Annotated in this window: 21 protein-coding genes; 9 read left to right on the plus strand and 12 right to left on the minus strand. The window is 37.7% G+C overall.

Annotated features, from left to right (window positions below):
• The 8 genes from ACIGAM_RS02450 to ACIGAM_RS02485 all read right to left on the minus strand — a co-directional run bounded on the left by ACIGAM_RS02450 (position 1) and on the right by ACIGAM_RS02485 (position 9,198).
• A complete protein-coding gene (locus ACIGAM_RS02450; RefSeq protein ID WP_396509871.1) occupies positions 1-786 on the minus strand; it encodes an SH3 domain-containing protein in 786 nt (261 codons plus the stop codon).
• Positions 783-2,525, minus strand: coding sequence for a BatD family protein (locus tag ACIGAM_RS02455; protein ID WP_396509872.1), 1,743 nt, complete (start codon positions 2,523-2,525; stop codon positions 783-785). The genes ACIGAM_RS02450 and ACIGAM_RS02455 overlap by 4 nt, the downstream gene beginning before the upstream one ends.
• 58 nt (positions 2,526-2,583) lie before the next feature.
• Positions 2,584-3,483: a tetratricopeptide repeat protein gene (locus tag ACIGAM_RS02460; RefSeq protein WP_396509873.1), complete on the minus strand. Its 900-nt coding sequence runs from the start codon at positions 3,481-3,483 to the stop codon at positions 2,584-2,586.
• Entirely contained in the window at positions 3,461-4,510 is a 1,050-nt protein-coding gene (locus tag ACIGAM_RS02465) for a VWA domain-containing protein (protein ID WP_396509874.1), read from the minus strand. The genes ACIGAM_RS02460 and ACIGAM_RS02465 overlap by 23 nt, the downstream gene beginning before the upstream one ends.
• 33 nt (positions 4,511-4,543) lie before the next feature.
• Positions 4,544-5,548, minus strand: coding sequence for a VWA domain-containing protein (locus ACIGAM_RS02470; RefSeq protein ID WP_396509875.1), 1,005 nt, complete (start codon positions 5,546-5,548; stop codon positions 4,544-4,546).
• The gene (locus ACIGAM_RS02475; protein ID WP_396509876.1) at positions 5,538-7,223 is read right to left on the minus strand and encodes a hypothetical protein; all 1,686 of its coding nucleotides are present in this window, start codon (positions 7,221-7,223) and stop codon (positions 5,538-5,540) included. Before ACIGAM_RS02475 ends, ACIGAM_RS02470 begins: the two co-directional genes overlap by 11 nt.
• A 7-nt stretch (positions 7,224-7,230) precedes the next feature.
• The gene (locus ACIGAM_RS02480; RefSeq protein ID WP_028376988.1) at positions 7,231-8,097 is read right to left on the minus strand and encodes a DUF58 domain-containing protein; all 867 of its coding nucleotides are present in this window, start codon (positions 8,095-8,097) and stop codon (positions 7,231-7,233) included.
• A gap of 96 nt (positions 8,098-8,193) precedes the next feature.
• The gene (locus ACIGAM_RS02485) at positions 8,194-9,198 is read right to left on the minus strand and encodes an AAA family ATPase (protein WP_396509877.1); all 1,005 of its coding nucleotides are present in this window, start codon (positions 9,196-9,198) and stop codon (positions 8,194-8,196) included.
• Between the two features lie 322 nt (positions 9,199-9,520).
• Between ACIGAM_RS02485 and ACIGAM_RS02490 the strand changes: the two genes are divergently transcribed.
• The 6 genes from ACIGAM_RS02490 (at position 9,521) to ACIGAM_RS02515 (ending at position 14,931) form a co-directional block, all read left to right on the plus strand.
• Positions 9,521-10,276: an SDR family NAD(P)-dependent oxidoreductase gene (locus ACIGAM_RS02490; RefSeq protein WP_396509878.1), complete on the plus strand. Its 756-nt coding sequence runs from the start codon at positions 9,521-9,523 to the stop codon at positions 10,274-10,276.
• A gap of 187 nt (positions 10,277-10,463) precedes the next feature.
• Positions 10,464-10,562 carry a four helix bundle protein gene (locus ACIGAM_RS02495; RefSeq protein ID WP_396510085.1) on the plus strand — a complete coding sequence of 33 codons (99 nt, stop codon included), beginning with the start codon at positions 10,464-10,466 and terminating at the stop codon, positions 10,560-10,562.
• Positions 10,563-10,742: 180 nt separating this feature from the next.
• Positions 10,743-11,879: an ATP-binding protein gene (locus ACIGAM_RS02500; protein ID WP_396509879.1), complete on the plus strand. Its 1,137-nt coding sequence runs from the start codon at positions 10,743-10,745 to the stop codon at positions 11,877-11,879.
• Positions 11,879-12,607, plus strand: coding sequence for a metallophosphoesterase family protein (locus ACIGAM_RS02505; protein ID WP_396509880.1), 729 nt, complete (start codon positions 11,879-11,881; stop codon positions 12,605-12,607). The genes ACIGAM_RS02500 and ACIGAM_RS02505 overlap by 1 nt, the downstream gene beginning before the upstream one ends.
• Positions 12,608-12,685: 78 nt before the next feature.
• A complete protein-coding gene (locus tag ACIGAM_RS02510) occupies positions 12,686-13,816 on the plus strand; it encodes an SPFH domain-containing protein (RefSeq protein WP_396509881.1) in 1,131 nt (376 codons plus the stop codon).
• 20 nt (positions 13,817-13,836) lie between these two features.
• Complete coding sequence (locus ACIGAM_RS02515) at positions 13,837-14,931, plus strand: DNA helicase PriA (protein WP_396509882.1); 1,095 nt, start codon at positions 13,837-13,839, stop codon at positions 14,929-14,931.
• Positions 14,932-15,082: 151 nt separating this feature from the next.
• On the opposite strand, the gene ACIGAM_RS02520 is transcribed toward ACIGAM_RS02515, so the two are convergent.
• The 3 genes from ACIGAM_RS02520 to ACIGAM_RS02530 all read right to left on the minus strand — a co-directional run bounded on the left by ACIGAM_RS02520 (position 15,083) and on the right by ACIGAM_RS02530 (position 18,117).
• Positions 15,083-16,636, minus strand: coding sequence for an aldehyde dehydrogenase family protein (locus ACIGAM_RS02520; protein WP_396509883.1), 1,554 nt, complete (start codon positions 16,634-16,636; stop codon positions 15,083-15,085).
• 139 nt (positions 16,637-16,775) lie between these two features.
• Positions 16,776-17,309 (minus strand): 3-hydroxyanthranilate 3,4-dioxygenase, encoded by a 534-nt coding sequence (locus ACIGAM_RS02525; RefSeq protein WP_396509884.1) that lies wholly within the window; start codon positions 17,307-17,309, stop codon positions 16,776-16,778.
• 310 nt (positions 17,310-17,619) lie between these two features.
• A complete protein-coding gene (locus ACIGAM_RS02530) occupies positions 17,620-18,117 on the minus strand; it encodes a CAP domain-containing protein (RefSeq protein ID WP_396509885.1) in 498 nt (165 codons plus the stop codon).
• A 367-nt stretch (positions 18,118-18,484) separates the two neighbouring features.
• Between ACIGAM_RS02530 and ACIGAM_RS02535 the strand changes: the two genes are divergently transcribed.
• Both ACIGAM_RS02535 and ACIGAM_RS02540 read left to right on the plus strand, forming a co-directional pair.
• Positions 18,485-19,543, plus strand: coding sequence for an isoaspartyl peptidase/L-asparaginase family protein (locus ACIGAM_RS02535; protein ID WP_396509886.1), 1,059 nt, complete (start codon positions 18,485-18,487; stop codon positions 19,541-19,543).
• Between the two features lie 11 nt (positions 19,544-19,554).
• A complete protein-coding gene (locus ACIGAM_RS02540; protein ID WP_396509887.1) occupies positions 19,555-19,872 on the plus strand; it encodes an antibiotic biosynthesis monooxygenase family protein in 318 nt (105 codons plus the stop codon).
• A 230-nt stretch (positions 19,873-20,102) separates the two neighbouring features.
• Here the strand turns inward: ACIGAM_RS02540 and ACIGAM_RS02545 are convergent, their stop codons facing one another.
• A complete protein-coding gene (locus ACIGAM_RS02545; RefSeq protein ID WP_396509888.1) occupies positions 20,103-20,600 on the minus strand; it encodes a CAP domain-containing protein in 498 nt (165 codons plus the stop codon).
• Positions 20,601-21,027: 427 nt separating this feature from the next.
• Here ACIGAM_RS02545 and ACIGAM_RS02550 point away from each other — a divergent pair, with 427 nt between their 5' ends.
• The gene (locus ACIGAM_RS02550; protein ID WP_396509889.1) at positions 21,028-26,628 is read left to right on the plus strand and encodes an alpha-2-macroglobulin family protein; all 5,601 of its coding nucleotides are present in this window, start codon (positions 21,028-21,030) and stop codon (positions 26,626-26,628) included.
• Positions 26,629-26,633: the final 5 nt, after the last annotated feature.

The raw sequence follows: 26,633 nt of genomic DNA on the forward strand, positions 1-26,633 counted from the left end.
CTAAAGCGTCTTTAAAACTGTTTTAGTCATCCAACCCTCTTTACCGTCTGCAAGTTGTACTAATTGCCACTCCCCTTGTTCCTCTAATACTCGTACTTTAGTGCCTTCGTGCAGAACAAACGTCTGTTCACCAGAATTATTGGGTTCACTTTTTACTTCCGCCTCTGGCGAAAAAACAATAGCAAATTCCCTATTATTTTCATTTGATTTTGCCTGAAAACTAAGAGCTAAACTCAATACTCCTAGCCCCAGTGCTACAAAAGACACTGTGAAGAAAATACGCTTACTACCTACTCCCTTATTAAAAAAATAGATTAAAAAACTCAGTGTAAATATGAGTATAAATACCACCGTTACGGTTGCCCAGCCATCTATAGTAAAAACACCCAGAATCTGGTTATACCATTTTTTAAATATATTTTGCGGCAACGGGGTTATCGCATCTATGGTCATATTTTGGGCAAACTGTAAATTGTTTTTAATCTCTTTATCATTAGGTTTTAAAGCCAGTGCTTTCTCATAATTATAGACACTTGCTGCTATACGGTTAAGTTTATAATTAGCATTAGCCAGATTATAATATACCGCGGCAGATGCGTAACCCGACTCTAGAACTTTCTCATAATTAACAATAGCTGCCTCAAAATTGTTCTGTGCATACTGGGAGTTTCCGGTTTGAAATAATTGCTCAGGAGTTTGTGCAAAGCTGCTGCTTATCGTTACTACTCCCAATAACAAAACAAGAATTAGGTTGCGATAGGTATAATACATATTCTGTGTTATCATAATTGCTTGTCAATTTCAGAGATTACACTGCCGGCATTGTTATAATCCTGTTGCATAGCATCTATACTCGCAGGTGTATATCTTGCAAATTCACAACTCTCAAGTAACTTAATAAAATCTGCGGTAGTACTCACGTTTGCGCCACGCTCCTGTAGTAATCTACTTATGCGCTCCTTACTCATATCACTGGTCTGAATATTTAACCGTGCCTTTAAAAAGTTATGTAATGACTTCTCTAAAGCAAGATAAAACGCCTTCTGATCACCTAAGTTTTTCTTTGCTTCTCCCAGGTACTTTCGGGCAAGTTTATCTGCCTTACGCAGCCTGTTTCCTTTAATATCGTTTTGATATGCTTCTCGCTTACGACCAAAAAAGATAGCAAACGGAATTAAAACTAACGGAGTTGCAAGTAGTCCCCAAAACAGCTTGCTCATAAAGAATGAATCTTTATCTTGAGCTACTAAATCTGCTTCCGATTTAATATAGTTAAACTGAACAGCTGCTTTTACAGGAGATTTATTCACTCCATTAGCCGAAGTTAGAGCATCTGGCCCATTTTCTACAGTAATTACAATCTCGTCACTACTTACCGTATTGTAGCGCTCTGTTACGGGATCAAAATAAGAAAAGCGTATAGGTGGTATAGGATATGCACCTTTACGTTGTGGAACAATCGTATAACGCTCTTCATTTTTACCGGTCATACCAGATAAAGATACATTTACATCCTGTAGATTTTCGGGCTCATAAACTTCTAATGCACTTGGCAATGTAGGCTTAGGAAGTTTAAAGAGTTTTAAATTTCCGTTTCCTTTTGCAGTAAGTGTCAAATCTAATGCATCCTGAGCATCCAGTTTAGTTTTACTGGCAGTTACACTAAAATCAAATTTACCTACAGCTCCCGTAAAATTATCGGGCTTACCAGCTTCTGGCAATTCTCTTACCTTAATTTTTCTCTTAGGTGCAGACACTGTTATTTGTGCCGGTCGCGTAATTCGCATACCAAAAATATCGCGTCTGTTTGTAGGTGCTTCAACATTAATATTGAGCGCAAGCGATTCAATATCCAATTCACCTGTTTTTTGAGGATATAATAAGGTTCTTCTCAAAATCACATACCGATATGGTTTGCCGTTAAAGGTCCCGTCGTACACTTTAAATTGCTTCTCATCTAAGCTTTGGCTCCAGAAATCGGCAAACTTGGGCGCGTCTATTTCATTCCATCCGTTTACAGCTGTTTCGCGAGAAACATACAGCTTATAAACAACGGTGATCGCTTCATTTAAATAGGGATTAGATTTAGAAACCTCAGCAACCAGATGCACATTTTCTGCCGCAGAAGATGCGGGATCATTAGGATCTTTAGCCAGTTCTACTGCTCCAGTAACATTTATTTCTATAGGTAGGGTTTTATAAACTGTATTGTTTATTTCTATTTCTGCAGCACCTATTTGCAACTTACCCGTGCCTTTAGGCTGTAAAAAATACGAGAATGTCTTAGAGAAACTAGATTTACCGTTTATCCATTGTTTACTAATAGATTGATTAGGTCCACCTACAACTACAAACCCTTGAAAACTGGGAGGTCTAAAGTTGTCTCCATCTTCATTCATCTCAAAATCTACACGTAAGCGCTCATTAACTCCTAATGTTTCTTTACTAACTACGGCATCAAACTTTACCTGAGACCAGGCAGAGAAACCGGCAAAAAAAACAATCAGCAAAAATTTTAGCTTCATCTTCATTATAACTTCTGCTTTGCCTTAAACAGGCTAAATTTATATACAACTCTGTTAACTACCAGTCTTTATCTGTTTTGACTTTTGCTCCTTTAACTTTCTGGGCATTCATTTTATCCTGAACTTTATTCTCCTCATTCTTCATCGCCTCAAGTAAACTTTTTACCTGCTGGGGTGACAATTGACCCTGACCGGGCTGCGGTTGAGGCTGTTCTTTAGGCTTGTCGCCGTCTTTGCCATCTTTAGGTTTATCTCCCTCCTTATCTTCAGGTTTACCTTTATCATCTTTATTCTCGTCGCCCTTATCCTTTTTATCTCCTTCATCATCAGAATCTTTTGGCTTGCCATCATCACTTTTCTCATCGTCGCCGTCCCCATTTTTGTCTTTTTGGTCGTCGCCCTTGTCTTTATTATCATCTTTCTGATCATCACCGCCGCCTCCGCCGTTTTTCTCTTCTTCTTTTTTAGCCAGAGCTAGATTATAACGGGTTTCTTCATCTGTAGGATCATTGCGTAGAGCATTTTTATAAGCTTCAACCGCTTTCTTATAATCTTTTTGCTGATAAAAAGCATTGCCTAAATTATGAAAGGCTTTATGTTTTTCGGCTTTAGTTTGTGCAACCTCAGCAGCCTGAATGTAACGCGTCATCCCTTCTGCATATTTTTTATTGCGGTAGTAGTTATTGCCCATATTGTATTTTGCAGTGGTATTAGCAGGATTCTTCGCCACTGCTTTTCTATAGGAAGTTTCTGCAATAGTAAATTCTTTAGAAACAAACGCTTCATTACCATCTGCAACAAAATCCTGCGCCTCTAAAATTGCCGGATCTGGTTTATCGCTTTGCGCGGAAACGGTCACCGAAATCAGGAATAATAAAATTCCTAAAATGTATGTTTTATTTAAATTATTTCTCTTCATCATCATCAACTTTTGTTTAAGACTTAGTCGTATTCTCATTAAACAAATTCAATTTTCGCACCCAGGCGGTTTTGCGCTCTAAAAGGAATACATCTAAAACAAGCAACAATAATGCCGCTCCTAAAAACCACTGAAACTGATCTTTAAAGTCTGCAAATTGTTTTGCTTCAAACTCCTTTTTATCCATTTGATTGAGTGCTGTACCCATCTTATCTACAACATCTTGAGTACTATTTCCGTTTATATACTCACCCTTTGCAGAAGCGGCAATCTCCTGTAAAATTGCAGGATCTAGCTTAGTAATTACCGTTTCCCCATTTTGATCTTTCTTATAAGATTGGATAACTCCATTACGTTTTAACGGGATGCGGTCACCAGCCTCTGTACCCACACCAATGGTAAAAATTCTAATACCTACTTCTTCAGCAGATTCTGCGATAGCGGCAACATCACCTTCATGATCTTCGCCATCTGAGATAATTACCAAAACGCGATTTGTCTGCTCCTCATCATTATAATAGGTTTTAGCGAGCTCAATAGCATCTTTAATTGCGGTTCCCTGGCTCGATAACATATCTGTATTCATCGAATTGAGAAACATCTTTGCACTGCTGTAATCTGTTGTTATAGGCAACTGCGGGTATGCGCTTCCTGCATAAGCGATAATGCCCACACGGTCGCTTCCCAGATTATTAATAACCTGTGCCACGAGTTGTTTTGCTTTGTCTATACGGCTTGGTGCAATATCTTCTGCATCCATACTTTTAGATACATCCACCGCAAAAACTACATCTACCCCTTCTCGTTTTACCGTCTCAAGCTTGGTTCCTATTTTAGGATTAACCAATGCGATCACCATAAATGCAATTGCCAAACAGATTATGACCAACTTGAATACCGGCTTAAAAACAGAGCGATTAGGTGTTAACTGATTAAATAACGTTCTATTTGCTGCAAATCGTTTTTGAGCGCTGCGTTTCCATAACGCAACTGCAAAAAACAATACTACTATCAGCGGTATTGCCAATAGCGCCCAAAACCATATTTTTTCTTCTAGTAAATACACAAACTAAATTATTACTGTTATTACTATTTCTAACTATACAAAACTTCTAAATACTGTATTTCTAAGCAAGAGCTCAAAAAGAAGTAGCAAACCGGCCAAAATCACTAATGGGCGATACTTTTCTTCATAATTAGTGTACTTAAACTCCTCAACATCTGTCTTCTCAAGCTTATTAATCTCTGCATAAATCTCCTCTAAAGACTCATTATCTGTGGCTCTAAAGTAAAGTCCACCAGTTTTATCTGCTATTTCTTTAAGCAAGGTCTCATCAATTTCTACAGGAATACTCCCATATTGAAAACTACCATCTGGCCGCAAAGCTACAGGAGAAAGCGCAGTACCATTTGTACCTAAACCTATAGTATATACTTTAATACCAAACTCAACCGCTAATTCACTAGCTGTAACCGGCTCAATAAAGCCCGCATTATTAACACCGTCTGTCATTAAAATAATGACTTTGCTTTTTGCTTTGCTGTCTTTTAAACGGTTTACTGAAGTTGCAAGCCCCATACCTATAGCAGTACCTCCCTCAATAATACTGTTGTATCTAATGTCGTTTAGCGAACTCAACACAATACTCTTATCACTTGTGATGGGAGTACGTGTATAACTTTCGCCGGCATATTCTACCAGACCTATACGGTCGTTAGGACGCTGTTTAATAAATTCTGCAGCTACATCTTTTAATGCCTCAAGTCTGTTTGGCCTTAAATCTTTAGCTAACATACTCGCCGATACATCTATTGCAATAGCTATATCTATACCTCTCGTAGTTTTAGTACGTGTAGAGACATCTACAGTGCGAGGACGTGCCAGAGCTACTATTATAAAAGCTACAGCAAGAAGTCTTAACACAAAAAGTATGGGTCTTAATTTTGCTAAGAAACCGCTTCCTGCTTTAAACCCTTTTAAGCTAGAAATTTTGACCTGCGCAGTTACTTTATTACTTTTAAAGAAATACCAGACTGCTACTACCGGAATTAGTAACAGCAACCAAAAAAACTCAGGATTTTGAAATTCAAAATTACTTAACATCGGTAGGTACTGTTTTTTGTAATTCTACAGAATTAATGATACGTGCTGCCATATCTATAGCATATTTATCATCATCTCGCCAGGCGACAAGAACTTGCTGCAATACTCCCGGAGCAGTAAATAATAACATCTCGTAAGAACCTGGACTAAATTTCTTATTATTTAGTGCGTCAGGAAATGCTCCTGAGCCAAACACACGAAGTCCCTTTGTTCCTTCGGGTGTGGTATACTCTTCGGTTTTAACGATTAGATTTTTTGCACCACTAGCTTCTAAAGTACTTATGAAACCTTGAGTTGCTTTTTCTAAATCTGCCTCCTGATCACCTCCGTAACGCGTGTTATTAACTACTATATAAAATTGATCGATTAAGCTTCCGTAAGTAAAGGTGCTCATATCCATCTGAGTTCTTAACGAGTCTGGAATAGGAATTTCATTACGCTCTAATATTCGCGGTGTACTTACAATAACAGGAGGATAGCCATATTCACTACGCACCCAATCACCTTCTAATAAATCTTTTGAAGGGTGACCTATAAAATTATCTTTTACAAAATCAAAGCCTTTAACAGCTACTAAAATACCCGTCGCTAGTACTAGAATAGTAAAAACACCTACAATACTTGAAATAATTAATCTACGCTTCCTGCGTTTTGCCAAAGCTTCACGATAAGCAGCATCACGCATTAACTCTTCTTCAGTAGGTGCAGGAATTGCTTCTTTTGTCTCTTTGACAATCTCCTCTGCTACAATACGATCTGCTTCGGTCTGACCGCTACCCGGTGACATACGTGCAAACTTACTAAGGTCTGCTCGTTTTAGAATCTGATCTAGTTTTAGAATGGTTTCTTTACTCAGATCTATTTTACCCAATTGTTTTTCCTGTAATAGTTTATCTATTAATTCTGCCGAAGTACTTTCCATAGAACGGTTGTAAACTTCTTCATCTAGATAACGTCTTATTATTTCTGTAAGTTTAGAATAGTAAGCCTTTGTAACTTCCTGTTGATCTATGCCGCGAGTGGGTTCTTTATATTCTTCGTCAAGTTTCCGAAGAGAAAATAAAGCTTGCTCAAAAGGTGGCAATTTACGCTCTGCTTCAGCTTTTTTACGACTTCTATGTATTATAAAAAATAAGAACACTCCTATTAATAACGCAATGATTAAAAAATAAAGGAGATATTCCCACACTTTACTAGTAGCGTGATCAACTTCAACAATATCTTTAATATCATAAAGACCTTGTTTTGTGGTATCTACTTGCACATTGTTAACCTCAATAGCAATAGAATCTGTGTAAAAAGGCTGTTGATTTATCGTAACAAGTTGGCGTGGTATGGTGTAGGAACCACTATCAAATTGGGTTAGGCCATAGCGCTTTATAAGACTCATTTTTGCCCCTGTAAATGAGGTATCTACTTTATATGATTCGATCATCTCTAAAGGAGAAAAAGTTTGTCCTTCGGGAAAAATCACAAGATCCTTAGCGTCTGCCTCTACTTGAAATTCATACGTGATTTGCGCTCCTATACGTATAGAAGTACTGTCTATAGTGCCTTTAACTTGTTGCGCGTGTGAACTTCCTATTCCGAAAAAAATGAGTATCCAGAATAAAATTATCTTGTTACAAGCGATTATGTTAATACTATTTAGGGATGTATTGGGGTTATTATTCATTGTACTCTTATCCTCTTCGTTTAAAATAACCTAATAATTTTTTTACATAACTCTCATCGGTGCGCACGTCTATAACGCCAGCACCACTACGGGTAAAGCTTTCTTTGTAATATGCAACCCGTTCTTTATAATATTTTGAGTAGTTGTTACGTACGCTTTTAGAGGTTGTATTTACAAGAAGTAACTCACCAGTTTCTTCATCTTCCATCTGTACAACGCCCAGGCTAGGAATCTCTTCTTCGCGCTGGTCGTAGATACGAATTCCCGTAATGTCGTGACGCTTTGCAGCGATTTTCATAGTATCACGGTAACCATCTGCAATAAAGTCTGAAAGCACAAAAACTATCGCTTTTTTCTTCATCACGCTCGAAAGAAACTTTAGTGCCTGCGCAACATCGGTTTGCTTACTTTTTGGTTTAAATTCTAATAATTCACGTATAATACGCAAAACATGAGATTTCCCTTTTTTAGGCGGAATATAAAGTTCGATGCCATCAGAAAATAGAATCAATCCTATTTTATCATTATTCTGCATCGCCGAAAACGCCAGCGTGGCAGCAACCTCAGTAACAATTTCAGATTTAAACTGCTGGTCTGTACCAAAAAATTCTGAACCACTAACATCAGCAACAAGCATCATTGTAAGTTCGCGCTCTTCTTCAAAAACTTTTACATAAGGCTCGCTGTAGCGGGCAGTAACATTCCAGTCTATATTACGTACATCATCTCCAAATTGATATTGACGCACCTCGCTAAAGGTCATCCCGCGACCTTTAAATGTAGAATGATATTCCCCACCAAAAATATGATCAGATAACCGTCTGGTCTTGATCTCTATTTTGCGTACTTTTTTTAAAAGCTCTTTAGTATCCATAAACCCGCTCTCCCTAATCCTTTTTCTTAAAAAGAAAAAAGTATTGCTTTTCAGTTTTAATTAAATTTTCAATTTTTTACTTTGAATTTTCAGCTCTTATGGTACTTCAATCTCGTTTACGATCTTATTAATGATTTCTTCGGTAGTAACATTTTCTGCTTCTGCCTCGTAGGTAATTCCTATACGGTGGCGCAACACGTCATGTATAATTGCTCGTACATCTTCAGGAATCACATACCCGCGACCTTTAATAAACGCATAACATTTTGCTGCTGTAGCCAGGTTTATACTACCACGAGGTGAAGAACCAAAGCTTATTAAAGGCTTAAGTTCTGCAAGATTATAATTTTCGGGATAACGGGTTGCAAATACAATATCAAGAATATACTTCTCAATTTTCTCATCCATATATACTTCACGCACAGCGTCCTGAGCTCTTAGAATTTGCTCTACCGTTACTACAGCATTTACTTTCTCGTAAGATCCTTTTAAATTTTGACGTATGATTAACTGCTCATCCTCAATTTTAGGATAGTCAATAACTGTTTTAAGCATAAAACGGTCAACCTGTGCTTCTGGAAGTGGGTAGGTACCTTCTTGCTCTACCGGGTTTTGAGTCGCCATTACTAAAAACGGTGCGTCTAATTTAAAGGTCTCGTCACCAATGGTCACCTGCTTTTCCTGCATCGCTTCAAGCAACGCACTCTGCACTTTTGCAGGAGCACGGTTTATCTCATCTGCAAGAACAAAGTTTGCAAAAATAGGTCCCTTTTTTATACTGAAATCATTGAGTTTCATATTGTAAATCAACGTACCTACAACATCTGCCGGAAGCAAATCTGGTGTAAACTGAATACGACTGAAACTACCTTGTACGGCTTGCGCAAGAGTATTAATAGCGAGTGTTTTTGCTAAACCGGGAACCCCTTCTAGTAAAATGTGCCCACGACCTAAAAGACCTATTAACAGGCGCTCTATCATATGCTTTTGACCTACGATGACTTTATTCATCTCCATCGTAAGAATTTTAACGAACGCACTCTCTCTTTCTATCTTTTCATTAAGCGCTCCTATATCAACAGACGCATTGGTATTTTCCATAATATGTATGCTATTTTTATATGACTCTAAGGCCTACAAGGTTAAATTTTATTACTAATGTTTTTGTTAAGCTATCGTTAAAACCCTACATTATAAAGGCTTAGAAGTCTTTTATAAGGGCTTCATAAGAGACCGCCTTTTTTTTAAAATGTTGCAAAAAAAAAGCAACCCTTTTTAGATTGCAATTCAAAGATAAATGATCTAAAGATTTTAATCAACGTACATTTAAAGCAGTTCTTTTTAAACTTATTAAGTTTAATATAGTTTTAGTAGCAATTCAAATCTTGATTCATCAATTTTAGGGTTTAAAAAATCAAATTCTATGTCAAATAAAACAGCTCTAATAACCGGTGCTACTAGTGGTATTGGCGCCGCGACAGCACGCGTTTTTGCCTCAAACAACATTAATCTTGTTCTCTGCGGAAGAAGACAGGATCGTCTTCAAGCGCTGCAGAAAGAGTTAAGTAAGCACGTAAAGGTACACATCCTAAGTTTTGACGTGAGAGATAAAGAGATCGTGCAAGAATCTATTAATGGTTTGCCTATAGATTTTCAGCAAATAGATATTCTCATCAACAATGCAGGCAATGCCCACGGGTTAGATACCCTACAAGATGGTAGCACAGACGACTGGGATGCTATGCTAGATATAAATGTAAAAGGTTTATTATATGTAAGCAATATGATTATTCCTAAAATGATTGAAGCAAATACCGGTCATATAATAAACATTGGCTCTACTGCTGCAAAAGAAGTGTATCCTAAGGGTAATGTTTATTGTGCTAGTAAGCACGCTGTAGATGCAATAAATCAAGGAATGCGCATAGACTTAAATGGTTATAACATTCGGGTAGGAGCAGTACATCCGGGAATGGTAGAAACCGAATTTAGCAAAGTGCGATTTAAAGGAGATGATGGTAAAGCCGGCAAAGTATATCAAGGATTTAAACCTTTACAAGCCGAAGATGTTGCAGATATCATTCATTTTGTAGTTACCAGACCGTATCATGTAAATATAGCAGACCTGGTTGTTATGAGTGTTGATCAGGCTTCGAGTACGGTTGTGAATAAAAGTTAATTATTATTTTTATTGTCATTATTATTCATTTTCTGTAGGTTATGGCACATTACAATTCATTCGAAGAGCTTGATGTTTATAAGAAAGCACGCCTACATGTACACAGATATGGCAATTAATACAAACTACTGCACTAAGGAATGATTTTGAACTAAGAAATTAAATCAATATATCTTCATGATCTGTGATGGATAATATTGCAGAAGGTTTTGGCAGAGGCGGGAACAAAAAATTCATCAATTTTCTGGGTATTGCCAGGGGCTTTTGTTGTAAAGTCAAATCCTAATTATTAAGATGTTTAGACAGAGGATATCTGGATGAAAATTCCTTTCGTAAATTTAATGAGGAGACTCAGGATTTAATAGATCAATTGGGTAAATTCTCAGACTATTTAAAGAATTCAGAAATACGAGGAAGTAAATTTGATTAAACTAATAGCAATAAAAATAATAATTGCAATAAGCAAATGATCAACAAACGCTTACTTATTAAAAATCTTCTCGCCCATAGTGATGAGAACAGTTTTTATGACAAAAAGCGTAAAGTAGAAATAGGTAATAAAGAAGGTAAGGCTAAGTTTTTAAAACACGTTTGTGCACTTTCTAACTCAAACCCAAAAAACAACAGTTATATCGTTATTGGTGTTGAAGATGAAGGTAATGAGATTACTGGGGTTCCGTTTTTTGACGACAGTAAAATTCAAAATCTTATTAATGCCTACTTAGATAACCCTCCTTTAGTTTCTTATGAAAATATTCCGTTTCCACATCTGCCACAAGATATGGTGGTGGGTCTCGTTACCATTAAACCGAATAATCTTCTCACAGCTCTCAAAAAAAATATCTGGAAGTATTGGGGAGGTACGGTCTTTTACAGAGACGGAAGCATCTCTATGCCTAAATCATTTAAAAGCGAGCTGAGCGATGTAAACAGCACCGTTGTTGAAGCGATTGAAAAGCATGCGCACAACAGCATAGAGCACACATTAGACGGTGTGATTGACTTTATAAATGTGCGTCACGCAGATTTATTTACAGATTACAGGGTTTTTAAAGAACAATTTGTCGTCTGCTGGGCAGGAACTAAAAAAATAATTAAAGGAAACACCTATTACAGTAGGGTTGACATTGAGCTCATTAACGAGCAAGTACGTTTATTTTATTCAGCTCTAGACGAGGTTTCTATCACAATGAATGATGATAAATTTTGTATTCTAGAATATGTTTTGCTTGGCGTACAAAACAGCTATAAATACTACCCATTAGAAGAGCTAACTATTTATTTTAAAGAAAATGGTTCTTATGTAATTAATAACAATCTTGTTTTTGAACCTCCTAAATATGATCAAAAACTGTTATATCATATCTATAATAACAACACAAGCATTCTCAACAAGGTTTTAGCGAATAAGGAATTAAATAAAGGCGAACTTGAAGATCTTTACAATCTTCCTGCAACTTATCTAATATGCTATTTAAATGGTTTTGAGTCTGCACTAGAAAAGCTTGAAAGTTTATATCCGTTTTTACGAAAATTCGGTAAAAAACTTTATAACGCATATAAAGAAAACTTACGAATCTTACGAAAAGTAAAATACAACTAATGACACGCACACTTGCAATAGGCGATATTCACGGAGGCCTTAAAGGTTTAAAACAAGTACTTCAAAACGCAATGGTTTCAAAAAATGATCTACTTCTTTTTTTAGGTGATTATGTTGATGGCTGGAGTGAAAGTGCACAAACCATAGACTTTCTTATTTCGCTATCAAAAACACATAAATGTATTTTTATACGTGGCAATCACGACGATCTGGTTTATGAATGGCTCACGACCGATAAACGCAATGAAATCTGGCTTATCCACGGTGGTAAAAGCACGATAGACTCTTATAAAGAATATTCTCAAGAGCAAAAAGCAGAACATCTTGAATTCTATAAAAATCTCGAAGATTACTATATAGACGATCAAAACCGAATGTTTGTGCACGCAGGTTTTCAAAATCACAATGGGCCAGAACATGAGCACCACAAAACAGTATTTTACTGGGATCGCACTTTTTGGGAAATGGCAGTAGCTTTAGACAAAACCCTTCAAGAAGATAATCTTGAGTATCCTAAACGCCTAACTCATCATAAGGAAGTTTATATAGGCCACACCCCTGTTACCAGAATAAATAGAGACATACCCACTCAAATGGCTAATGTGTGGAATGTAGATACCGGTGCAGCTTTTAAAGGAAAACTCTCAATCTTAGATGTTGATTCAAAACAATTTTGGCAAAGCGAACCTCTTTATAAATTATATCCTAACGAAGAAGGAAGAAATTAAAATGTTATTTTTCTGAAACAATAATAAGATTTCTACTACTAACTTAAAAAGAAGCATAAATCTGTAAAACAAGCAACTATGGGAATATTTGACACAATTAAAGAAAAACTGAGTCACGAATTCATAGATATTATTGAATGGCTCGATTATACAGATGACACAATTGCGCACCGTTTTGAGCGCTATCAAAACGAAATTAAAAACAATGCAAAGCTCATTGTACGCGAGGGTCAAACGGCTGTTTTTGTAAATGAAGGGCAACTGGCAGATGTTTTTACTCCCGGCACCTATACATTAAATACTCAAAACCTTCCTGTTTTATCTACTCTCAAAGGTTGGAAATATGGCTTTGACAGTCCGTTTAAAGCAGAGGTATACTTCTTAAACACTCATTTATTTACAGACGAAAAGTGGGGCACAAAAAACCCAATTACACTTAGCGATGACCGTTTTGGTCTGGTAGAAATACGCGCTTTTGGAACCTATGCCTTCCGCATAAATGACGCCGGAAAATTCATTAAAGACATTGTAGGTACAGATAATAATTTTACAAACTTTGAAATTAATGAACACCTAAAAAGTCTAATAGCAACGCGGTTTACAGACACCGTAGGCGAAGCAAAACTACCTATAGAATTGTACGCGGCTAACACCACAGAACTATCAGAAACCTGCAAAGAAGTAATGCAGCCTGAGTTTTTGAGTGTAGGCATCTCGCTAGAAAAATTCTACATCGAGAACGTATCTATGCCCGAAGAGCTTAAAAAAGAAATCTTTGAGTATAGCCGTATAGATAAGCTGGATCTTGATAAGCTCACTAAATTTAAAACAGCCAAAGCTATTGAAGCTGCTGCTGCTAATGATGGTGGCACAGCAGGTGCCGGTATGGGCATGGGTATGGGCTTTGCCTTAGCACAACAAATGGGTGGTGCGATGCTGGGTGGTGCACCACAAGCAGCAAGGCAGCCGCAAGCGGCGGCAACACCACCTCCTATGCCGGCTGCAACTCAATATTTTTATGCGCACAACAGCCAGCAGCAAGGCCCTGTAAGTTTTGAACAGTTACAGGCACTTTTTGCTTCACGCACGATTAATCGAGATTCTTTAATCTGGAAACAAGGTTTAACAGAATGGAAGCCTTTACAAGAAGTAGAAGAGCTTAAATCGTTTCTAGGCGGAAACACACCTCCACCATTACCCGGTGTTTAATTTAAAATAGCACTTACAGCGTGTCTGAACCCACTATTTTAAAATCTGAACTTAAAAAAGCATGTAAAAACTGTGGCGCTGAGCTTAAATATAAGCCCGGCACCACCAGTATAACCTGTGAGTATTGTGGTCATGAAGAGCACATAAATCTAGACACAGATCCTATTAAAGAATTGCCTCTTAGACAGTATTTACAGAATCAAGGCAGCCAGGCAAATAGTGAAGAAATAAGCATTTTACACTGTAAGAATTGTGGTGCAAATCAGCATATTGAAGAAAATTATAAATCGCTGCACTGTGTATATTGCGGGACACCGCTTATTCGGGAAGATGCAAAAACTGAACAATGGATTTTACCCGGAGCAGTATTGCCTTTTCAGATCGCACAACAGGAAGCCATTTTACGCTTTAAAAAATGGGTTAATGGATTGTGGTGGGCACCAGATGATTTGAAAAAAGCCACGCTAGATCCTCAATTCACTAAAGGTTTGTATTTACCCTACTGGACTTTTGATGCACAACTCTACGGAAACTACAGCGGCCAGCGAGGCGATTATTATTATGAAACGCAAACCTATAAAGACAGTAACGGAAAAAGACAAACCAGACGGGTGCGCAAAACCAGATGGTCACCTGCAAGCGGCTCTATCAAAGGTTTTATAGATGACACCTTAATAAGTGCCTCTAAACAACACACCGATAAAGTTCCAAAAGGTGTATCGTTATGGGATTTAAAAAAATTACAACCTTTTGAGAGCAGTTTTTTATCAGGTTTTGTAACTGAAAAATATACCATTCCTCTAAAAAATGGTCATTTACAATCACAAGAAGAAATGCGCGGCATTGCAAACAGCTGGGCACGACGCGACATTGGGGGTGATGAACAACAAATAAGCAGGCTTGACATAAATCTTGAGGAAGAAACCTTTAAACATATTTTACTCCCGGTTTATATAAGTGCGTACCGCTATAAGAATAAAGAGTACAGTTTTTTTGTAAATGGAGAAAATGGAAGCATCTCAGGGAAACGACCCTATTCGTTCTGGAAGATATTTCTGGCTATACTGGCAGTACTCCTTATTTTTGGATTGGTTTATTTGTTTGCCGGAAAATAAAAAACACCTTTGCTTATAATCTAGTAAGTATTGAAAGTCTGAGCATGTCGAAGACCATTTGATAACGAATTTAATAAACTTCGACAGGCTCATTTTGACTTTCAGTTTTAATTTTTATATAGTTATGATAGTCAAATTTGCATCTTATACATTATAAATCAAACTTAATTCCTTGTGCCAGCGGAAGCTCTGTTGTATAATTAATCGTGTTTGTTTGACGACGCATATATACCTTCCAGGCATCAGAACCGCTTTCACGACCACCACCGGTTTCTTTTTCACCACCAAAGGCTCCGCCTATTTCAGCTCCGCTGGTTCCTATGTTTACATTAGCAATCCCACAATCACTACCCATTACACTCAAAAATCGTTCTGCTTCGCGCAAATTATTTGTCATTATAGCAGAAGAAAGCCCTTGGCGAACTCCATTTTGTAAATCTATTGCGTGTTCTACGTTTCCGCTGTATTTCATAATGTATAGAATAGGTGCAAAAGTTTCGTGCTGTACAATTTCAAAATGATTCTCAGCTTCTGCAATTGCAGGTTTTACATAACAACCACTTTCAAAGCCATCACCTTCAAGAACACCACCTTTCACAAGAAGGTTTCCACCCTCTTCGACAACTTTAGTAAGTGCATTCTTATAATTCTTTACAGCGTCTTTGTCTATTACCGGACCTACATGATTTTTCTCATCTAAAGGATTTCCTATTCGTAATTGCCCGTAAGCAGCAACAATTGCATCTTTTACTTTATCGTAAATACTGTCGTGAATAATTAATCTACGTGTAGAGGTACAACGTTGACCGGCAGTGCCTACAGCACCAAAAACAGCACCTATAACCGTCATTTTTAAATCTGAATCAGGGGTTACAATTATGGCATTGTTTCCGCCTAATTCTAAAAGTGATTTACCCAGTCGTGCGCCTACGGTTTGAGCAACCTGTTTTCCCATTCGGGTAGAACCTGTAGCAGAGATAAGCGGTACGCGCTCATCTTGAGTCATCAGTTCACCTACTTTATAGTTTCCATTAATCAAAGACGAAATACCTTCAGGCAGCTTATTTTTAGCAAAAACACGAGCTGCAATTTTTTGACAGGCAACACCGGTAAGCGGCGTTTTTTCTGAAGGTTTCCAGATTGCAACATCCCCACACACCCAGGCTAAAGCCGTGTTCCACGCCCATACGGCAACCGGGAAATTAAATGCCGAAATAATACCTACAATTCCTAATGGGTGGTATTGCTCATACATACGATGACCGGGACGCTCACTGTGCATTGTTAAGCCGTGTAATTGACGGGAAAGTCCCACAGCAAAATCACAGATATCTATCATTTCCTGCACTTCTCCCAGCCCTTCCTGATAGCTTTTTCCCATCTCATAAGAAACTAGTTTACCTAAAGGTTCTTTTAAGCGTCGTAACTCTTCATTAAATTGACGTACAATATCTCCGCGCAAAGGTGCGGGCATAGTACGCCACGTTTTAAAGGCTTCCTGTGCTTTTAGAACCACCTGCTCATACTCATCGGGAGTGGTTTGTGTGACGCTTGCAATGGTCGCTCCATCAACGGGAGAGACTGAGTCAAATGCTTCTCCTTCACTTGATGACGCAGAGCCAGTTGATGTCCCGGGATTTTCAGGCATTATTTCTAAGGCCTTAAGTGCATCTCTAATTGCTGTATGTATTTGGTGTTTAGCCATTATATTGTGGTTTTCTAATTAAATGTAATTTATATCTCCGAAGTTACTAAATCAATAGAGGGTTCTAAAGCATTTATTAGCAGATTCATAAATAAAAAAGTGCGCCAAAGAGCGCACTTAATCAAATCTTTTTGTTCTTTTAAACGGTAAATCTGGCATCTGCCTCCATCTCGCTACCGCAATTATCGCAGGTGCGCAATTCTTTGCTTCCGTAGAACGCTTTAAAGTGCTTTAGAAAATCTGTTTCAATATCATTGAGCGGAAAATAGACTTCGTATAATTTATGATTGCAGTTATCGCAGAACCATAATAAACCGTCTCTACCTTCTAGATGAGCGCGCTTACGTTCTACCACTAATCCTATTGATCCTTCTTTTCGCACAGGTGAATGTGGCACTTTTGCAGGGTGTAAATACATATCGCCAGGTCCCAGTTTCATCGTACGCTTTTTACCATCATCCTGTACGTGAACCTCAATCTCACCTTCTAACTGATAGAAAAGCTCTTCGGTTTCATTATAATGATAATCTTTACGAGCATTGGGTCCTGCGACCACCATGACTATATAGTCATCTGCCTCTTTATAAAGATTCTTATTTCCTACGGGAGGTTTTAAAAGATCTCGATTTTCTTCAACCCATTGCGTAAGATTGAACGGTTTTGCAATTGCCATAACAAATGTGTTTAAAGCTAAAATTACAATTTATTAGAATATCTAACAGGATCTTTACTGCTTCTAAAAAGAAAGCCTCTGAAGCAAACGAGCAACAGAGGTTTAAAAGTTGATAAGTCTCACGCAGTGGATAAAAGCGAAACAGCAGGCCCCCGCCCGCTGCATCTAACATAACAAAACCAACTTAAAGTCTTCGAATTTGTAAATGTTTTAAATATTGTAATTGAATTGGTCTTTGTGGGGGATTTTAAAATTTGGGGTTTTCTAAAGATGTAATTAATCAATTATGATTTTGGGTATGAGTTGGGGCTTATTTTGTAATAAAGATCTGCGTAAAATAGGCAGTACCTTTATCATTCTTTACAACTGAAATACCACTGTGTGTGAAATTTCCTTCAAGAGCCTCTCTGTGTCCTTCACTCTTGATCCACGCTGCTACAACCTCTTCTGCGGTACGGTATCCAAAGGCAACATTCTCGCTTACACGACCAGCACCTTTAGCTTTTAGATAATCTGAACGCTTAAAAAAGTTATCGTGGCTTATCGTTCCTTTTGTAGCCATATACTTCGTATGCTCTACAGCTTTCACTTTAGAATCTGAATTGTTCTTAAGTGCTGATAATCCTAAAGATGTACGATGCGTATTAACTTTTTGTAAGATCTCTGCTGCAAATGCTTCTTCTACAGTGAGGTCTGCTGCAATTTCTAATGTTGCTTCTTGAGTAGGCATTAGCTCTTCATCCTGCGAACAGCTTGTTAAAAATAATGCGAAAGTAAGTGCCAAAAGGCTAGTTGTAAAAGTTCTCATGATTTGGGGTTTATGAGTTATGTTGATGCAAACATAGCATGAACATTTTGTTCCTACAACCTTTGAACAGTCATTTTATGTATTTCATCGATTTTATTGTCTTTTTTAACATAAATAATCTAAACTTTAACACTTTTCAGCTATCTAAAGTGTTTTTTATCGATAATACAATTTACCTACATTTTCTAAATAATTCTCTATTTGTGTATTATATCGAACTTTCTATTTATTTATTCGGTTTAAATGCATAATCAAGGGCAAAATGTAAGAACAAATTAATTGCTATTGATTTTTAGAGCTAAACCTATATCATTATCTATTTGATGAAAATTTGATTTTATGTACTTTACAGATCTAATTTTATTCTATGAGAACTCTTTCTATTTTCTTAATTGGTTTAATAGTGTGCGTGTCATGCAAGCAAAAGGAAACCAATGAAGCACCGCAACAGCAATCAACTCAAAAGCAACAGGAATTTGCCATTATAATTCATGGTGGTGCGGGTACTATTTTAAAAGAGAATATGACAGACTCTCTGGAGCAAGCCTATAAAGCCGCGCTAACAGAAGCCATACAAACCGGATATAAAATTTTGGAAAATGGCGGCACAAGCCTGGAAGCCGTACAACGCACCATAAATGTTATGGAAAACTCACCATTATTCAACTCAGCTAAAGGCGCTGTATTTAATCACGATGGCGTCAACGAATTAGACGCTTCTATAATGGATGGTAAAACATTAAATGCGGGAGCAATTGCCGGGGTAACAAATGTGAAGAACCCTATAAATCTGGCATATGAAGTAATGACCAATTCTGAGCACGTGCTTTTAAGTGGTAAAGGTGCTGAAATGTTTGCTAAGGAGCATAATATTGAATTAGTAGACCCATCCTATTTCTTTACACAAAATAGATATGATGCTTTACAGCGCACATTGGCTCGAGAAAAACAAGATTCTACAGCGACTAAAACTGCATTTTACGATCCGTTTATTAAAGATGAAAAATTCGGTACCGTAGGTTGCGTGGCACTTGATAAAGCCGGGAATCTCGCTGCGGGAACCTCTACAGGAGGTATGAACAACAAACGTTACAATCGCATTGGCGACTCCCCCATAATAGGTTCTGGCACCTATGCGAATAACAACACCTGCGGGGTATCATCAACTGGGTGGGGTGAATATTTTATTAGAGGGCAGGTTGCTTATGACATTAGCGCTCAGGTGGAATACGCCGGCAAACCGCTAAAAGAAGCAACCCTAAACGTAATACAGGAAAAACTAACAAACCTGGGAGGTACAGGGGGTATTGTCGCTCTTGATCACTATGGTAATCCTTCTATGGAATTTAATACCGAAGGAATGTACAGAGCTTATATGAATGATCAGGGTGAACTTACCTTAGGTATCTATAAAAATAATGAGTAGCTATTTAGGTGATGTACGATAAACCTTACTATGCGGTGATTTTTACTTCTCTTTTAGTATCTGACATTTCAGGCTATGCTGAGATGGCGGAAGAAATGGAGCGTCTCGCAAAGCAACAGCCAGGGTTTTTAGGACTGGAAAGCGCAAGAAATGAAACAGGGATCACCATATCCTACTGGAAAGATCAAAAAAGTATTCTCGAATGGAAAAAAAACTTACAGCATCAAGAGGCTCAGCGAATAGGTAAACAACGCTGGTATTCTAAATACAGCATACGTATTTGTAAGGTTGAACGTGAGTATCACTTTGAAAAAGAAGAAAACCTCTGAAACATACGAGCAACAGAGGTTTAAAAAATCGATAAATCCCATACCGTGGGTAAAAGCGAAACAGCAGGCCCCCGCCCGCTGCATCTAACATAACAAAACCAACTTAAAGTCTTCGAATTTGTAAATGTTTTAAATATTGTAATTGAATTGGTCTTTGTGGGGGATTTTAAAATTTGGGGAATTTTTAAAGATGTAATTAATCAATTATGATTTGGGTATGATTTGGGGGCTTATTTTGTAATAAAGATCTGCGTAAAATAGGCAGTACCTTTATCATTCTTTACAACTGAAATACCACTGTGTGTGAAATTTCCTTCAAGGGCCTCTCTGTGTCCTTCACTCTTGATCCACGCTGCTACAACCTCTTCTGCGGTACGGTATCCAAAGGCAACATTCTCGCTTACACGACCAGCACCTTTAGCTTTTAGATAATCTGAACGCTTAAAAAAGTTATCGTGGCTTATCGTTCCTTTTGTAGCCATATACTTCGTATGCTCTACAGCTTTCACTTTAGAATCTGAATTGTTCTTAAGTGCTGATAATCCTAAAGATGTACGATGCGTATTAACTTCTTGTAAGATCTCTGCTGCAAATGCTTCTTCTACAGTGAGGTCTGCCGCAATTTCTAATGTTGCTTCTTGAGTAGGCATTAGCTCTTCATCCTGCGAACAGCTTGTTAAAAATAATGCGAAAGTAAGTGCCAAAAGGCTAGTTGTAAAAGTTCTCATGATTTGGGGTTTATGAGTTATGTTGATGCAAACATAGCATGAACATTTTGTTCCTACAACCTTTGAACAGTCATTTTGTGTATTTCATCGATATATGTGTCTTTTTTAACATAAATAAATCAAACTTTAACACTTTTGAGCTGTCTAAAGTGCGTTTCATCGATAAAACTATTTGCCTACATTTTCTGAAAATTCTACTATGTGTGTACTATATCGATGTTTTTATATATTTATTCGGTTAAAGTGCATATTAAAGGTCAAATTGTAAGAACAAATGCTTAAAAAAGAGTAAGCCAATTGAATTTCCTTTTTTTCTGCGAGGAGGTGATTTAAAATAAATGCTAAGAAATTTTTGGAAAGGCGCACGTTACTATGCTGAGAAATTAGGTACTTTACAAATGAGATCTATTTATAAAACGTACAAGCAATGAGGTTACTTAAAAAATTCTATTCATATCTAATAGTTTTACTCATATTCGCATCTATAAGTGGTTGCAACCCTAAAGCAAAGGAAACAGATAACATCTTTCGGTTTAAAGAATACATCTCCTACAACACCTTTGGAAACGTATCAATAACAAAGCCTATTCAAATAGAACTGGCCAAACAAACGACACAGTTTGAGCTATCGCAAAAGATTCCTTCAGAATATTTAATTATAAACCCGAAAACCGAAGGAACACTTTATATAGAAAATGGTACTACGTTAATTTTTCAACCCGAAAAAAACTTAAAACCAGATACTGAGTATAGTGTAACGCTTAAGCTGAATCGTTTTTATGAAAATGTAAATCCTGATTTTAAAAGTTACACCTTCAGTTTTAAAACCATTACTCCTAATTTTAAAATTAATCTGGGGAATCTGCAGTCCTATTCTAAAGAATGGCAATATTTAACCGGGTCTGTAGAAACATCAGACTATATTGCTCTCGAAGATGCGCGAAAAATACTACGCTCTACTCAGGAAGAAAAAGCATTGCGTATAGACTTTCCATCAGAAAACAGTGAAGGCACTTTTTTCAATTTTACAATAGATAGTATTAGCAGAAAGGTTGAGAATTCTCAAATTAGAATCTCTTGGGATGGCAAAGCTATTCAAAGCAGTACACAAGGTCAAAGCACGCTCAATATTCCCGGTCAATCAAATTTTACAGTAGTAGATGTCGTTAGTGCATTGAGTCCGGAAACTTCAGTTAGTGTAAATTTTTCTGATCCGCTTCAAATGGATCAAAATTTTGAAGGACTAGTACAAATAGACAGTCTTACAGACTTACGTTATGAAGTTCAGGGTAATATTTTAAACATTTATCCGCGGCAAACCCTTAGTGGCACGTTAAACTTAACGTTAAACCAAGGTATAAAAAATAGCTCTGGAGGTATTTTAAAAAGTACATACGCGCAAGAAATCTCATTTGAGCAACTAAAGCCGCAGGTGCGCCTCATTTCTAAAGGAAGCATTCTACCAGCCTCTATGAAGACGCCTATCTACTTTGAAGCCGTAAACTTGTCTGCAGTGGATGTACGTGTTATAAAGGTTTACCAAAATAACATGCTACAATATCTACAATCAAATAACCTCAACAGTACAGAATCCTGGGATTTAAAACGCGTTGGGCGTCGTGTTGCTAAAAAAACCATACCGCTCATTAATAATAGTGTTGGGGCTACAGGCCTTTGGAAAGCCTATGCCGTTGATCTATCTGAGCTTTTTAAAGCAGACCCCGGAGCATTATACCGCGTAGAATTTAGCTTTAATCAAGAATATAGTTTGTATCCCTGCTTAGCAACCGAAAAATCTTCAAAGACTTCAAAGACTAAAGAAGATATCTATTTTGAAGAAGCCTATGAAGAGTATTATCACTCAGGCCCAGAAGATGATGAAGACCAACTGGAAGAGCGTTTTTGGGATAATGAACTCTATAGCTGGCGCGATCGCGTTTACAATTGGGAAGAAGAAGACAATCCCTGCCATCCCGCATATTTTAATGAAGAGCGCTTTGCTACTACTAATGTTATAGGATCAGACCTGGGACTTATCGTAAAAGAAGGTCAAAACGGAACTTATGATTTTATAACTGCAAACCTAATAAGTGCAAAGCCAGAGATAGGTGTAGAAATTAAACTCTACAATTACCAGCAGCAGCTCATAAAAACAATAAAAACAGATCTTGATGGACTTGCAACCTACAAAAGTGATAAAACTGTTGCTTTTGCTGTAGCAAAACATCGTAATAACTATGCTTATGCAAAACTTGATGATGGTAACGCATTATCACTTAGTAACTTTGATATAAGCGGTGCTACACTACAAAAAGGATTACAAGGATTTATGTATACTGAAAGAGGCGTACACCGCCCCGGCGACAGCATTCACCTAAGCTTTGTACTTAACGACTTGGCAAATCCGCTGCCTAAAGAACACCCTGTAAAGCTCGAGGTAACAGATGCACGTGGCAAATTAGTGCAGCGCAGTGTTTTAAGCTCTACCCTTACTAATAAAGGTGCAGCTGGTGGGAGTACAAGTGGGTTTTATTACTTTCCGATATCTACAAAATCTACGGATCCTACAGGAAACTGGAATGCCACTATAACTGTGGGAGGCGTTAATTTTAATAAAACCCTACGGGTAGCAACTGTAAAACCAAACCGCTTAAAGATAAAGTTAGATTTTAAAAAGCAAATGCTAACGACTATACAACCGGTTGAAGGTTCTGCCGCCGCCAGTTGGCTTCACGGTTCTCCTGCCCGAAACCTTAAAATAGATATGACCGCTACCTTACGTAGTGTAAATGCCACTTTTAAGAACTTTAAAAATTATGAATTTACAGATCCCGTGCGCAGCTTTAACGAAGTTGAATTACCTGTGCTTGATCAACAAAGTCTGTCAAATGAAGGGGTCATAAATTTCAGTAAAAAAATAAGTTTAAGCGATAAAGCTCCCGGAATGTTACAAGCAACGTTCTTAACTAAAGTTTTTGAAGGCGGGGGTGATTTTTCTATAGATGTATTTACTAAAGAACTGGCGCCCTACTCTCACTTTGTAGGTTTAAAAGCTCCCGAACCTCATAAATATGGCTCTTATTTTACAGATGAAAATATAAAATTTGATCTGGCTAGTGTACAGGCAGATGGTAAAGCCGCTCCTAATCGCAAATTACGTGTACAATTATTTAAAATGGAATGGCGCTGGTGGTTTAGCCGTGGCAGTGATAACCTTTCACGATATGAGAATAGTTCGGTTTATACACCCATAAAAGATTTTGAAGTAACTACAGATGCTTCAGGAAAAACACAGGCTACAATAAATGTTCCTGAAGAAGAAGGCGGGCGTTATCTTTTACGCATACTTGATAAAGAATCTGGTCACGCAACAGGGCTCATCACATATTTCTACCGCAATTGGAGCAATGCGCCTGCCGGTGATTCTGACAGCTCAAAAATGCTAGTCTTTACTTCAGATAAAGAAAACTATCAAGTAGGTGATGAAGCGGTTATTAAGTTTCCGTCAGATGCTAATAGTAACGCCCTGGTAAGTATTGAAAATGGCACACAGGTATTGAGTAAAAGTTGGGTAGAAACTCGTGAAGGAGAAACTTCAGTAAAAATCCCTATTACTCAGGATATGGCTCCTAATGTTTATGTAAACATTACTCTTTTACAAAAACATGCACAAACACTTAATGATAGGCCTATAAGACTTTATGGTGTGATTCCGCTTCTGGTAGAAAACCCGGCAACCCTTTTAAAACCGCAACTTAAAATGCCAAAGGTTCTCAAACCTGAACAGGATTTTACAATTAAAGTAAGTGAAGCCGCTAATAAAAAAATGACCTACACACTTGCTATGGTAGATGAAGGTCTCTTAGACCTTACCGCTTTTGCTACTCCTAAAATACATGAGGCTTTTTATGCACGCCAGGCGCTGGGTGTAAAAACCTTTGATATTTACGATTACGTTATAGGTGCATACTCGGGCAGTGTAGATAATATTTATGCGATAGGTGGTGGTGATGCAGCAGCAGGGGCAAAAAATAAAAAAGCAGATCGCTTTAAACCTGTGGTAAAATTTTTAGGGCCGTTTAATCTTGAGGCGGGAGCAACCGCAACTCATAAACTGCATATGCCAAATTATGTTGGAGCCGTACGCACTATGCTAATTGCAGGTAATAATATAACCGGAGCTTATGGTAAAGTAGAAAAATCAACACCTGTTAGTAAGCCGTTAATGGTACTGGCATCCCTACCACGCAAATTATCGCCGGGAGAAAAACTTACCCTTCCGGTAACCGTTTTTGCTATGGAAAACAAAGTAAAACAGGCTAGCATAACTGTGAAAACAAGTAGTGCTCTTAAAGCGAAAAACGGCACTTCTAAAACCATTCAGTTTAAAGAGCCGGGAGAACAAATTGTGAATTTTGAATTTGAAGTGCTTCCTTCAGATCGCGTAGAAAAGTTTGAGATTTCAGTGTCAGGGGCTGGAGAAAAAGCTTCGTATGTTGTAGAAATAGATGTTGAAAATCCCAATCCGTTGACACAAAAGGCAACCTATTATACTTTAGAGCCTAATGCTGAAACTGAAATTTCTTTTGAAACCTTCGGTGTTCCCTCAAGCAATACAGCAACCGTAGAACTTTCTACTTTACCTCAAATAGATTTTACAAAACGACTGCAGTATTTGATTAGCTACCCATATGGTTGTGCAGAACAGACCACATCAAGTGGATTTCCGCAGATTTATTTATCAAGCATTTTTGATTTAAATGCAGATCAGGAGCAAGACACGCAAAAGAATATCAAAGCTACCATAAGCCGTCTGGGCATGCTTCAAAACACATCTGGAGGTGTAAGCTATTGGCCTGGTGAGCGCGACTCTGACGCGTGGGCAACTTCCTATGCCGGTCATTTTATACTTGAGGCTCAAAAACAAGGATTTGCTCCTCCTATCACCTTTTTATCAAACTGGTTGACTTATCAACAAAATGCCGCCCGACAATGGCGTAACGGCGCAACATCTTACAACAACAGTTTTACACAGGCGTATCGCCTGTACACATTGGCTCTTGCAGGACAGCCAGAACTGGCCGCGATGAATCGTCTAAGGGAGTCTGGCACGTTGACAAATGATTCGAGATGGAGGCTGGCAGCCGCCTATGCTCTTGCAGGTAAAAAACAAGTCGCACAGGATCTCGCTAAAAAAGCCAATTTAAATTTTGTAGAAAATGACGATTTGAGATTTACCTATGGTTCTGTTTTACGCAATAAAGCAATGGCTTTAGAAACTATGATACTGTTAGCTGATGCCAGACAGACAGATTTAGCAACTTCTATCGCAAAAGACCTTTCTACTTCTGGCTGGTACAGCACGCAAACAACCTCTTATGCATTATTGAGTTTGTCAAAAATGCTTTTGGCTAATGGCGGAAAATCTATTGATGCCACTTTGCAAACACAATTGAAACAAGCCTTAAAGAGTGAAAAAGGTTTTGTTAGAGCGGGTTTAAAGATCACCGAAGGCAAAAACACGATAACTTTAAAGAACAATAAAAACAATCGGGTTTACGTAAGTATCATTCAACAAGGGCAACTTCCGTTAGGAAAAGAACTTGTAGAGCAACGTAATTTTAATGTCTCCACTCAGTTTTTAGATGGTCAAAATAAACCCATTGATGTTTCTCAGTTACGTCAGGGTACCGCTATAAAAGCACGTATTACAGTAACTAACACCTCTCTCAATTTAATAGATAACGTGGCATTAACTCAGATTTTCCCGAGCGGTTGGGAAATTGTGAATACGAGTTTTACAAGCCTTGGCGGTGGAGCAAGTGGCAATGCTCGCTACAAAGACATACGAGACGACCGTGTAAATTTCTATTTTGATTTAAAAGCTAAAGCTTCAAAAACTTTTGAAATTGATCTTAATGCATCGTATTTAGGAACGTATTATTTACCAGGAACGCAGGTTGAAGCAATGTATGACTACAATTATTTTGCAAGAACAAAAGGAAAATGGATTTTAGTTAATCAATAAAATTA

This window comes from Leeuwenhoekiella sp. NPDC079379, assembly GCF_044542075.1.
Classification (GTDB): domain Bacteria; phylum Bacteroidota; class Bacteroidia; order Flavobacteriales; family Flavobacteriaceae; genus Leeuwenhoekiella.